The 11,947-nt window shown below is 67.8% G+C and carries 11 protein-coding genes and 1 pseudogene; 4 read left to right on the forward strand and 8 right to left on the reverse strand.

Translation table 11 applies throughout. The annotated features are described in order from the left end of the window. The first annotated feature begins 42 nt into the window (after window positions 1–42). Window positions 43–924, forward strand: coding sequence for a cytochrome c oxidase assembly protein (locus AC1DNG_RS19995; RefSeq protein WP_476888086.1), 882 nt, complete (start codon window positions 43–45; stop codon window positions 922–924). A 24-nt stretch (window positions 925–948) separates the two neighbouring features. Here the strand turns inward: AC1DNG_RS19995 and AC1DNG_RS20000 are convergent, their stop codons facing one another. From AC1DNG_RS20000 to AC1DNG_RS20015, 4 genes are all read right to left on the reverse strand, one after another. Beyond that, window positions 949–2,082, reverse strand: a complete 1,134-nt coding sequence (locus AC1DNG_RS20000) for a sulfite oxidase (protein ID WP_476858083.1) — start codon at window positions 2,080–2,082, stop codon at window positions 949–951. Between the two features lie 166 nt (window positions 2,083–2,248). Then, window positions 2,249–3,103 (reverse strand): SDR family oxidoreductase, encoded by an 855-nt coding sequence (locus AC1DNG_RS20005; protein ID WP_230007270.1) that lies wholly within the window; start codon window positions 3,101–3,103, stop codon window positions 2,249–2,251. A gap of 3 nt (window positions 3,104–3,106) precedes the next feature. Then, a complete protein-coding gene (locus tag AC1DNG_RS20010; protein WP_223915020.1) occupies window positions 3,107–4,111 on the reverse strand; it encodes an aldo/keto reductase family protein in 1,005 nt (334 codons plus the stop codon). Window positions 4,112–4,151: 40 nt separating this feature from the next. Continuing rightward, complete coding sequence (locus tag AC1DNG_RS20015) at window positions 4,152–4,760, reverse strand: hypothetical protein (RefSeq protein ID WP_230007271.1); 609 nt, start codon at window positions 4,758–4,760, stop codon at window positions 4,152–4,154. A 290-nt stretch (window positions 4,761–5,050) separates the two neighbouring features. Between AC1DNG_RS20015 and AC1DNG_RS20020 the strand changes: the two genes are divergently transcribed. After that, window positions 5,051–5,467, forward strand: a complete 417-nt coding sequence (locus AC1DNG_RS20020; RefSeq protein ID WP_476888093.1) for a YchJ family protein — start codon at window positions 5,051–5,053, stop codon at window positions 5,465–5,467. A 26-nt stretch (window positions 5,468–5,493) separates the two neighbouring features. Here the strand turns inward: AC1DNG_RS20020 and AC1DNG_RS20025 are convergent, their stop codons facing one another. The 4 genes from AC1DNG_RS20025 to AC1DNG_RS20040 form a co-directional block, all read right to left on the reverse strand. Then, window positions 5,494–6,261, reverse strand: a complete 768-nt coding sequence (locus tag AC1DNG_RS20025) for a hypothetical protein (protein WP_476858081.1) — start codon at window positions 6,259–6,261, stop codon at window positions 5,494–5,496. A 116-nt stretch (window positions 6,262–6,377) separates the two neighbouring features. After that, on the reverse strand, window positions 6,378–8,414 hold the full coding sequence (locus tag AC1DNG_RS20030; protein ID WP_374208201.1) for an acyl-CoA dehydrogenase family protein: 2,037 nt from the start codon (window positions 8,412–8,414) through the stop codon (window positions 6,378–6,380). A gap of 63 nt (window positions 8,415–8,477) precedes the next feature. Continuing rightward, the gene (locus AC1DNG_RS20035; protein ID WP_230007274.1) at window positions 8,478–8,816 is read right to left on the reverse strand and encodes a hypothetical protein; all 339 of its coding nucleotides are present in this window, start codon (window positions 8,814–8,816) and stop codon (window positions 8,478–8,480) included. Between the two features lie 203 nt (window positions 8,817–9,019). Further along, entirely contained in the window at window positions 9,020–9,400 is a 381-nt protein-coding gene (locus AC1DNG_RS20040) for a PepSY domain-containing protein (protein WP_476874340.1), read from the reverse strand. Window positions 9,401–9,564: 164 nt separating this feature from the next. Between AC1DNG_RS20040 and AC1DNG_RS20045 the strand changes: the two genes are divergently transcribed. Further along, window positions 9,565–11,037, forward strand: coding sequence for a DUF3375 family protein (locus AC1DNG_RS20045; RefSeq protein ID WP_476888087.1), 1,473 nt, complete (start codon window positions 9,565–9,567; stop codon window positions 11,035–11,037). 2 nt (window positions 11,038–11,039) lie between these two features. Next, window positions 11,040–11,918 (forward strand): annotated as a pseudogene (locus tag AC1DNG_RS20050) (DUF4194 domain-containing protein); the annotation flags it as partial. Window positions 11,919–11,947 lie beyond the last annotated feature (29 nt).

Below are 11,947 nucleotides of genomic sequence, written 5' to 3' on the forward strand. Positions count from 1 at the left end.
CGGGCCCGGCGTCTTCCAAGAAATGGTATCTATCATGAGCCCGTGCCGCCCCTTGATGTAGTCCTCACCGCCTGGCAGATCGACTGGGCCGCCGCCGCCCTGATCGGCGGCTCGGCGTTGCTTTATGCGCTGGGCCTGAGGGCCGCGGCGGCGCGCGGGCACCGCCATCCCGGGTGGCGGACGCTGGCGTTCTATGTTCTGGGCCTTGGGTCCCTGACAGTGCTGACGTGCGGGTTCCCTGGCGTCTACAGCGCGCAGCTCCGGTGGGCCTTCACGCTCAAGATTTCCCTGTTGCTCTTCGTGGTGCCGCTGCTGATCGGCCTGGGAAAACCCATCTCCCTCGCCCGTGCGGCCCTGCCGCCGCGCGGCGTCGGCCGGCTGAACAGGGCGCTCGCGCACAGCGCGGTGCGGTTTGCCGGCAACTCCATGGCCGCCCCGCTCCTGGGCCTTGCCCTCTTCGCCACCTTCCTGACTCCGGCGTTCTATACCCTCCGCACAGCCGCTTGGGCCGAGGCGCTCCTGACGGTCGGGGTCCCGCTGCTTGGCATGATGATGGCCCTGCCGATCATCGAGGACGCGGACTTCCGCCGCTCCAGCGCGTTCTTCATCATGGAGTTCGTGTTTGTTTTCATCGAGCTGCTGGTCGATGCCGTGCCCGGGATCCTGCTGCGCCTCAACGGCCAGGTGCTGGATCACGTCGCAACGACGCCGTCTGCGCTGGGCTGGTTCCCCAACGCCCTGCGTGACCAGCAGCTGGCGGGGGACGTCCTGTGGTTCATCTGCGAAATTGTCGACTTGCCCCTGATCATCCTGATGTTCATCCGCTTCTCCCGCAGCGACAAACGCGAGGCCCGCGGCTTTGACGAGCTCACGGATTCCCAGCTCGATGAACTGAATGCGGAGCACCTGCGGCGCGGCCGCTAAGTCCCCGCGCCCCGGGTGGGGGCGCTATGCCACGCTGACCTTGATCCGCTGCACCACGTTGTTGCCCATGCCCTGGTAGTTCCATTCCGGTTCCAGCGGCTGGACCGCGCCGCTGGCATCCGTGGCACGGCAGGAGAGCTCGTGTTCGCCCGGATCGGCCACCCACGGCATCGACCACGCACACCACGCGAACGGCGCTGCCGGGTGCTCCAGATGGGCCGCTGCCCACTTTCCGTCGATTCCGACGTCGACGCGCTGCACGGCGCCTTGCCCGGACCAGGCCCGGCCGGTGAGCATCACCGGTCCCGGGGGCAGGATCCGGCTCCGGGTGAAGAAATCCGGGACCCCCGGGGGCATCATGAGCGAGCGGACCTTGATCCAGGTGACCGGGGTTCCGGGATCCTCGGCGTCATGCTGGTAGCGGTACGCCACTGCCTGCTGGAAACCGTCATAGGGCTTGGTCAGAACCTTGATCGAGGTCAGCCACTTCACGCTCGCCATGCCGTACCAGCCGGGCACCACAAGCCGGAGCGGATAGCCGTGCTGAGGCGGCAGGTCTGCGCCGTTCATCCGGTAGGCGAGCACGACGTCGGGGCGCAAGGCCTCCTCGATCGGCAGGCTGCGCGCGTACTGCTGGGCGACGCCGCCCTGGCTGCCGGCGTCGGCCCCGGTGAAGAGCACCTCCACGGCGTCGTCCTCCACTCCGGCCCGCGTCAGCAGGTAGGCGAGCGGGACACCGGTCCACACGGCGGTCCCCACGCCCTCGAGTACCCACGGCTGGCTCAGTGGGCGGGGCCGCAGGAGGGACCGGCCGTTGCCGGCGCACTCCAGGGTGACCGGGAGGGTGATGCTCGGTGCCCGGAGCAAGGCCCGCAGGCTCAGTTCGAAGGACCGCTGCACGGCGCCGCCGATCCACAGATGCCAGTGATCGGCGTCGATGAACGGGATGTCGAAGTGCGTGAGCACGTAGTGCAGTCCGGGCGGTGTGGTGTCGCTCCGCAGGGCCTCGAGCGGCATGGAATGGTTCCGCACGGCGAGCTGGAGTTCCTCCGCCGTCAGCGGGCCGTGGCTCGGTTCGCCGGGATGCGCCCGGGGTTGTCCGGCCTGCCGGCGCGGACTCTTCAGGACAGAAGAGTGTCTGGACATTTGCTTTGGCATGGCATGCCGCGATTCTTTCCGGACCGGCCCGGTCCCGCTCCTGTGAAGGACCCGCCGGTTTTAGTAGGTATCACCTGGTCTCAGGTCTACGCCGCAGCCCGGAAACCGTCAACACCGGGACGCGCCGGTCCCGTCCGTTCCGGTCCCGTCTCTTCCGGTCAAGGGGCTACAGCGTGTGCGCCTCGGCCAGGAACTGCGCCAGGCTCAGCGGTTCCCGGCCCGTCAGCTCATGCACTGCCGACGTCGGACCGGCGAGTTCGCCGGCGGCGATGGCCGTGTAGGTGCTCACCCAGGCGTCCACCTGCCATGGCGGGGCGCCGTACGAGGCACGGGACCCGTAGGCCTCCGCCAGGGTCTCGTTGTGGAAGGTGATGGCCCGGCCGGTTCCGGCGGTCAGGAGTTCGGCGGCGCGGGCCAGCGAGATGTCTTCCGGGCCGGTCAGGTCATAGGTCCGTCCCACATGCAGGGACGGGTCCCGCAGTACGGTGACGGCCGAGCGGGCAATGTCTGACCGCGCCACGGCAGCCATGACGCCGTCTCCGGCGGGGCCGCGGATCACGCCGTCCTCGCCGGCCAGCAGCGGCAGGAAGTCCAGGTAGAAGTTGTCCCGCAGGAACGTGTAGTCCATGCCGGAGGCCTTGATGCGCTCCTCCGTCGCGAAGTGGTCCCGGCCCAGTGTGAACGTGGAGTCCGGCGCCGCGCCGAAGAACGAGGTGTACACGATGTGCTGGACGCCCGCTGCGGCCGCGGCATCGACGAAGGCGTAGTGCTGCTGCAGCCGGTCCTCGGCCTCGGCTGCGGAGACCATGAACAACGTTTTCGCCCCGGAAAGCGCCGTCTTCGCCTGCTCCGGCTCGGCGTAGGTGGTGACGAAGGGGACGGCGCCTTCGAGCTCAGGTGCCCGGGCGGCGTCCCGCACCAGGAGCCGTTGCTGGCTGCCGGCCTGGGCCAGCAGCCTGGCCACCAGGGCGCCCAGCTGGCCGGTGGACCCGGTGACGGCAAGCTCGGGAGCGTTGGTCATGGCCTAGGCCTCGCGGGAGGCGGGCGATTTGGTCTGCGCGGGGTCGCGTTCGGCCAGTGAGCCGATGACGGCGTCGATCTTGTCCATGATCACCGCGTCCAGCTTCACGCCGGCTGCCGCGACGTTTTTCTCGATCTGCTCCGGCCGGGACGCGCCCATGATCGCGGAGGCCACGTTCTTGTTCTGCAGCACCCAGGCGATGCTGAGCTGCGCCATGGTCAGCCCGGCCTCCTCCGCGATCGGCTTGAGCTGCTGGACGCCGGTGAGGACCTCGTTGGACATCCAACGCTCGATCATCCGTGAACCGCCCTTGGAGTCCGTGGCGCGGCTGCCCTCAGGGGCAGGCTTGCCGGGGTGGTACTTGCCGCTCAGCACGCCCTGGGCAATCGGGGACCAGACAATCTGGGATAGGCCCAGTTCTTCCGACGCCGGAATCACCTCGGCCTCGATCACCCGCCACAGCATGGAGTACTGAGGCTGGTTGGAGATCAGCTGGAAGCCCAGTTCCTTGGCGAGGGCATGGCCGTCGCGGATCTGGTTGGCCGTCCACTCGCTGACCCCGATGTACAGGGCCTTGCCCTGCCGCACGATGTCCGCGAAGGCCTGCATGGTCTCTTCCAGCGGCGTCTCGTAGTCGTAGCGGTGTGCCTGGTAGAGGTCCACGTAGTCGGTCTGCAGCCGGGTGAGGGAGCCGTTGATGGATTCCATGATGTGCTTGCGGGACAGGCCGAGATCGTTGTGGCCCTTGGGCCCGGTGGGGCCGAAGACCTTCGTGAAAATTTCCAGCGACTCGCGGCGCTCGTCCTTCAAGGCTGCTCCGAGGACCGTCTCCGCCGCTGTGTTGGCGTACACGTCGGCCGTGTCGAAGGTGCTGATACCGGCGTCGAGCGCGGCCCGGACGCACTGGGTGGCGACATCGTTCTCCACTTGGGAGCCATGGGTCAGCCAGTTGCCAAACGTGATTTCTGAAATCTTGAAGCCGCTGTTCCCGAGGTATCTGAATTCCATGGGTTCCAACGTAGCGGACTTGCCTGCCCGGGGTAAGGGCTCAGCCGGCCTTGCGTTCCTGGACCGGCTGTTTGGCCTTCCCGGCCGGCGGAGTGCCGCGCAGCGCCACGAGCGATCCGGTGTCCAGCAGGGACTTCGCTGCGGGCATGGGCGGCTTTTTGAACGCCCGCGGGACGGAGCCAAGTGTTCCATTGGTGTCCGTGGCAGACTGCACGAGGGCAGAGACTTCTGTGATGTCCTGTGCCGGTGCCAGGGGGTCGGGCAGGTCCCGGACGGTGACCCGTACGGCGGGTCCGGCCTCGGCCCTGGCCCTCGCGGCGGCGCGGGCATCTGCCCGGGCCACGGCGGCCGCCCACTCCGGGGACAGTGCGGGTTCCTTTTTGGCTGCATTCCGGGCGGGGCGTGCGGGCTTCGCTGCCTTTGCCGGCCGGTGCGGCGCCGGCTCTTCCCCAGCCCCATTTTCCCGTGATACCGGGGTTCCGCGGACGAGCCCGGCGACGGCCAAGACAACGACTGCCGCCAGCCGGCCGATCCCTGCGAGCACGAGGGTGGCGGCGAAGACCAGGAAGAGGCCGAGGAACATGAAGAACGCCACGCCGAGGGTCCCGAAAAAAGTCAGGTTCAGCGCAATGGTCGTTGGATCTTCCATGTCACCTCTCCTTGCCGGCCTGCTTCAGCGTGGTCCCTGCCGCTAGCACGCGGCGGGCAGGAGCCCCCTTAACAATACGTACTTTTCGCTGGCCCCGTGCCGCCCCCGGCAGTCGTGGCGAATATGTGTCGAAGCCGTTATCCGCGGGCGGGGCACGGGCCCCGCCGGCCGGGCGTCTATAGTCGGAGACAGCCCCGCCGGCGTCGTCCGGCCCGCCGGAAGGACACCTTGTGACGCACGCCGCAGCAGCCGATTCCGAGCCCGCCGGAGCATCTGGCACGGACCGCTCCGTGAGTATTCCGGAAGCGGCATATTTCGCGCCGTATGAGGGGAACTGCCCGTGCCTGTCGGGCGAGGCGTATGTGCACTGCTGCGGCCGGTTCCATCGCGGGGACGCCGAGGCGCCCACGGCGGAGCAGCTTATGCGCTCCCGGTACAGCGCCTTCGTGGTCCACGACGAGGGGTACCTGCTCCGGACCTGGCACCCGGACACTCGGCCCGCTGAGCTGGAGTTTGATTCCGGCATGCAGTGGCGACGCCTGGACATCCTCTCCACCAGCCGCGGCGGCCCGCTGGACAGCGAAGGCACGGTGGAATTCGCGGCGCACTATCGGCACGAGGGCGAACGCGGCCTGCACCGCGAAACCAGCCGCTTTGTGCGGGTGGACCGGCGCTGGTACTACGTAGATGGCGTCGTTGCCGGCTGAGCCCTCCGGGGCTGACGCCGTCGCGGCTAGGGGCGCCCGGCTGAGTTGTCCCTGACGGGGTGGTTCTCAACCGTTGCTGCCGGGCTGAAGCCGGCCCGATCCACCCTGCGGTGGAAACGCATTCCCGCGAGGCCGCCCAGCACTGCGCCCACCAAAGCCACCGCGGCCACGACGATCGCCGCGATGATGCTCAGGGTGTTCAATTCGCCCTCGTTGATCGGGATCCGCGGGAAGCTGTTCAGGTTGGCCAGGATGTTGAAGCGCTGCCCGGCGACCAGGCCCAGCACGGCGACGACGATCGCGGCGATCAGGGCCCAGATCCAGACCATGAAGCCCTGCCTGGCGCCGTTGAAGCGGGCCATGCGCCCGGCGACGTATCCGCCGCAGTAGTAGGCGACCAGGAGGATCACGAGCAGCACGATGATGCCGGTCAGCCCGACCGTCTGATTGCTGGAGGCCTGGTCGACGGCGTCGTTCACATCGGTGTTGGTGGCCAGACCTACGGCGGTACCGCCGGCAGCGACCAGCGCGGTGAGCAGCACGGCCGTACCCGTGGCCGTCAGCCAGCCGAAGAATGCCGAGCCGACCTTGATGCCGCCGAACTGTTCCTTCTCGCGGGCCACTACCGTCTCGCGCGTGGGGATCTCTTCCACGACAGTGTCGTGAACAGCATCGCGGACCGGTGCGTCGCGGACGGGGTCGTCGTGGCGGACTGCTGTCACCGGGCGGGTTGTGGCGTCGTCCTGCGCGGCGTGTTGTGTCGTCTTGTCGTCGGGGCCTGCGGTGCTGCTCATGAGGGCTGCTCACTTTCGCTGAATGACCGGGCGCACTGGAGACGCCGGTCTGGCGTCAACCTAACCACGGCGGAATCCGGTTAGCAAGGATGCTTACTATCCGTGGCGACGGCCCGTCAGCGGTACTTGCGGTGCAGGTCCTCCCGGACGGAGGCGCGCCGGCTGGCGTCCGCGATCCATGGACCGGTCCCTTCAGACTGGTCGAGGATTCCGGCTTCCAGCCAGGTGTAGTCCCCGGCCAGTGTCTTGCGGGCCAGGGCATGGTCGGCGTCGTCGGTGTTCCGCCACAGCCGGTCGAAATATTCGTCGACGCGAACACGGGCCTGTTCGCAGTACGCCTCGGCGAGTTCGTACGCGGAGGCGCCGCGTTCCGGCTGCGTCCGCAGCAGCATCTCGGCGCGCGAACAGCAGGCTGCCATGGCAAACAGCTCCGCACCGATGTCCACGATCCGGCCCAGGAACGCCTGCTTGTGCTCAAGTTTGGCCTGCCAGCGGCCCATCCCGTAGAAGGTCTGCCGGGCGAGGCGCCGGGAGGAGCGCTCCACGTAGCGCAGCTGTTTCGCGAGCCGGCCGAAGTCGCTGTAGGAGCGCGGGTCCATGCCGGCGCCGGCCACGAGTTTGGGCAGCCACTTCGCGTAGAAACCGGAGGCGCCGACGGCGGCCTTCGCCTTGTCGGAGAGGCGGGCATCCTCCGAGGCGAGGTCTCCCGCGGCCGCCAGGTGCGCGTCCACGGCCTCGCGGGCGATCAGCAACCTCATGATTTCCGAGGACCCCTCGAAGATCCTGTTGATTCTCATGTCGCGGAGCTGCTGTTCCGCAGCGACGGCGCGCTCGCCGCGGGCTTCGAGGGAGTCCGCCGTTTCAAAGCCCCGGCCGCCGCGGATCTGCACTAGTTCGTCCGCGATGAGGCAGCTGATCTCCGTGGACCACAGCTTGGCCAGGGCCGCCTCGATCCGGATGTCTTTCTGCCCGGCGTCGGCCATTTCCGCAGAGAGTTCAAACACGGCGTCCAGGGCGAAGGCGCTGGCGGCGATGAAGGCGATTTTCTTGCCCACTGCCTCATGCTGGCCGATCGGCCGGCCCCACTGGGTGCGGGCGTCGGACCATTCGCGGGCGATCTTCAGGCTCCACCGGCCTGTGGCGACGCACAGCGCGGGGATGGAGAGCCGGCCCGTGTTCAGTGTGGTGAGGGCGATCTTCAGGCCCTGGCCTTCCCGGCCCAGCCGGTTGGCAGCGGGGACCCTGACCTGGTGGAAGCGGGTGACGCCGTTTTCGATCCCGCGGAGCCCCATGAAGGTGTTGCGGTTTTCCACGGTAATGCCAGGGGTGTCCATTTCGACCACGAAGGCGCTGATGCCGCCTTTGTGGGCGGTCCCGTCCGCATCGGTGTGCGGCGGCACGAGGGCCATGACCACGACGAGCTCGGCGATAACACCGTTGGTGGTCCAGAGCTTGACGCCGTCCAGGAGGTACGACTCGCCGTCGTCGGAGAGGACGGCCGTGCTGCCCATCCGGGCGGGGTCGCTGCCGACGTCGGGCTCGGTGAGCAGGAAAGCGGTGACGGCGCCGGCGGCGCAGCGGGGCAGGTATTCGCGCTTCTGGGCCGGAGTGCCAAAGACCTTGACGGGCTCCGGTACGCCGATCGACTGGTGCGCGGAGATCAGGGCGCCAAGGCTTGGATGCACCGAGCCCAGCATGGCCAGTGCGCGGCCGTAATACACGAGCGTGAGGCCCAGTCCGCCGTATTCGCGGGGAATCTTCATTCCGAACACACCGAGCTCCGCGAGCCCTTTGAGATAGTCGTCCGGGATCCGGTCGTCGCGTTCGATGGTGCGCCCGGACATCGTGCGGCAGTAGTCGGCCAGCCGGGCCATGAACGCGTCGCCGCGTTCGACGTCGTCGGCGGGGGCCTCGGGCCACGGGTGTATCAGCGACAAATCGAAGCTGCCAAGGTAGAGGCCCTTCGCGAAGCTGGGCTGGGTCCAACTGGTTTCGCGGGCGGCCTCGGCAATGGCGCGGGCGTCGGCGGCCGTCGCGTCGGGGCCGACGTGCTCAGCGTCCCCGTCGGCCGCCGGAATCGGAATGCCTGATGTTGGAGAATCTGACGCTGGAGTACCGGGTGTGGTGGCGGGGTCTTCGATGGCGGAGCTCACGGGGCATCTCCTCTAACCGGGTGACCGGCTTGAGCCCTGGATCCGCCGCGGGTGGAGGACCCTTCAGCTGTCCCGCAATACTACTCGCGGGTAAGTGCCTGTGCTAGGGGAGGCCTGGCCCGGAAAGTCGGACCGGAAGTCCGTGCCGAAGTCGACCTGGAAATCGGCGGGCATCTCCACCGTTGAGGCGTGGTGGACCAGCCGGTCCCAACCGTGGTTGATGCCGTGGACCAGGCCCACCAGCGCGCCGGCCACGAGGTACCAGGCGAGCCGGCCGACACCGACCAAAACCATGGCCGCGAACGCGGACACCATCATGAAGGCGCCGATCATCACGGCAAACACGAGGGTTCCAATGACCACCATCGTGCCGGTTTCCACTGCGCTTAGGTCGAACTGCATTCTTCCCCCTGCACCATTGCTCCGGTTGAACCAGTAGCCCGAGCGTAGGGTGCCGTGGGCGGGCTGAACTAGGGTCCTTGGACGGTGGCGGCCTCTTGATACGGGATCGAAATGCTACCGGGGCGTAGGTCACGGCGGGGTTGCGGCACCCTCACCGATCGCGGGGGTCGCACCGTTTGTCAGTGCCGGGAGGCTGCCCGGTGTCAGTCTTCGTCGTGTTCAGGGGCGCTCTGGCTCATGACCCGGAAGTCCGCGCCGAGGGCGACTTCGACCTGGGACCCGTCGTTGAGGCGTACCTCGACCTCGTAGGCCGCGCCGGAGTCGTCATCGCGCTCCACTTCGGTGACGCTGCCCTGGCCCACCTTCGCCAACGCGGCCTGTGTTGCCATGGCACGGTCGGCGTCACTGAGCGCCGGCCCATCGGAATCGTCACCGATCTCGAAGTTCCCGATCTTGGCGGTGAGGGCGCCCGCACTTCCGGACCAGACATCCCTGGCCTGGGTGGCCCCGACCGCAATTGACGCTCCCCCCAGCACCACCGCTGCAGAGGCCGCCCCCGTGATCCAGATCGTTCTCTTGCGCATGATCGTCTCCCTTCGGCTGGTCATTCCAGTGTGCGCCGACATAGGGGCGCAGACAACGATGAATGCGGACGGGGCCCTGCGTTAACCTTGTAGCTGGCAGTTTTTAGAATCCGCTGCCCCGCAACGCCACCCCAAACCATCCCCTGGCAGCCGAAGGAGAGCGCGTGTCCCGTTCCGCCGTGTCATCAGCCGACGCCATCAGCACCCGGCTCCGGGACCTTGAGCTCCTTACCAAGGGACCTGCCTGGGCGCTGACGCGTTCGGCGCCTTGGGTGATCGCCGTGCTCCAGGCTTCCTTCACCCGCACGCGCGCGCAACTGCCGCTGGAACAGTTCCACGCCGACGTCGACGCCTTCCTCGAGCAGCTCCGCCGGCAGGCCCCCGGCACGGGAGAGCAGCACAGCGGCTCGGCCAACGGCACACTTTCCGGAAAGAAATACGCGGACGAATGGACCCGCAAGAACTTCCTGACCCGCCGGAACCAGTCGGGCCAGATCGTTTACGAAGTCACGGAACCTGCTGCCCGCGTCCTGGCTTTCCTGGACAGCCTCTCCAGCGAGCGGTCCACCCTGAACGGCTCCCGGCTCGGCACACTGCTGGGCGACGTCGAGAAGCTCGCCAACGAGACCAACCCGGACCAGAGCGCACGCATTGAATCCCTCGAGGAGGAGATCGACGAGCGCCGCCAGCTGATGGAAGACATCAGCTCCGGGGATTTCGACGGGCTGCTCGACGACGACGAGGCCGTGGAGGCGGCAGGCAACATCCTCGATCTCGCGGCCAGCCTGCCCGCGGACTACAAGAAGATGCGTGACCGGATCGAAGAGCTCGTGGGGGAGCTGCGCAACCAGATCATCGAGGAATCGCTCAGCAAGGGCGCCACCATGGCCCAGGTGCTCGAGGCCGACAAGCGGCTGCGGCAGAGCCCCGAAGGCCGGACGTTCCGCTCCTTCACCGCGTTCCTGGAGGACCCGCAACAGCAGCTGAGGTTCCGGTCGGCGATCGGCGAAGTCCTGAGCCGGCAGTTCGCGGACGAGCTCAGCCACGATGAACGCGAGACGCTCAAGAACCTTGTGGCCGAACTCCGCACCCAGCACAACCAGATCCAGCGGATCTACGGCAAGCTCAGCGAGAGCCTCAACACCTACGTCCAAAGTGACGACTTCCGGCAGTCGGTCCGGCTCCGGAAGGTCCTGCGCGAGGCTGAGCAGGCGATCCGCACCCTGCCGTACGAGCGCGAACGGCCCGGCCTGGTCCGCGGCCCGGTGCTGTTCAGCGCCGGTTTCGAGTCCCTGGCCATGGTCAAGCTCTTCGACCCTGACGAATTCGCGGCTCCACCCAAGCTGGCCGACCCCATCGCGTTCTCCGACTCGGACCGGGCGCGCTCGCCCCGGACCGCCAAGGCCAAGCCGGAGGCCATCCGCGCCGCGCTCGCGGGGGCCTCAACCCTTACCGAGGCCTGGGCGCAGCTGCCGGCAGAGGAACGCCACATCAACTCCATCCGGGCCCTGTTGTCGCAGACCCTCCACGAAGGTGCCGGCTTCGACCGGGGGACCTGGGGCCCCATCGAATTCGAACAAATCGACGGCACCACCCGCACCGCCTACCTGCCCGTCGTCACGCTCGCGAAGGATTGACCATGACTGAAGAGACTGTGACCGAGACCCTGACCGAGACCACGGCAGAGACCCAGGCAGAGACCACGACCGAGACCAAGGCAGTGACCGCGGCGGCGGACCCGCAGTCCGCGCCCGAGTCTGCGCCTGCGGACAGCGATGGCGCCCACGTCCGGAGCGACCCCTTCATCGTCACCCCCCGGGACACGTTCGTCGACGGCGCCGCGCTCTTCCCCGGCGACACCGGCGTGCTGCCCATGAAGGTGCGGCAGGCGCTCGTGAAGCTGCTCAAGGGCCCCTACATCGACGGCGGCCGCGACGAGAAGCTGTGGACCACGCTCCTGGACAACCAGCTGATCCTGCGCAGCCGCCTCTCCGAACTCTTCCTCACGCTGCAACTGGACCACGAGCGTAAGGTCGCCGTCCTGCGCCCGGTTGACCCCGAGGCGATCGGCGGCAGTACGCGTTCCAGTATCCTGCGCCAGCAGCGTGCCCTGAGCCGGGTCGAGACCATCGTCCTGCTCCGCCTGCGCCTGCTCCTGGACCGGCACGTCACCGCCCAGACGGATCCGACGATCACGCGCGAGGAAATCGCCGAACTCGTCGCCCACTACCAGCCCACCGGCCAGCAGGACGCCCTGCGCGATGCCGACGTCGTTAATCGCGCCATCACCAAGCTCCTGGCCCGCCAGCTCCTGCTCGCCACGGGCCTGGACGAGGTCTACACCATCTCCAACGCCCTCCCGCTGGCCCTGCCGTTCGAAAACATCGGCGACATCCCGGCCCAAATCGAAGCCCTGGTGGCAGCCAGCACAGACCAGTCGGGAACGGAGCCGCTCCTGGAGCTCGACACAGACACCTCGGCAAACGCGGAGGAAGACCCGGACGACGACGGCGATGCCGTCGCCGAACGTGACGTGAACAGCGGCAC

Source organism: Arthrobacter sp. 01T425 (assembly GCF_056398725.1).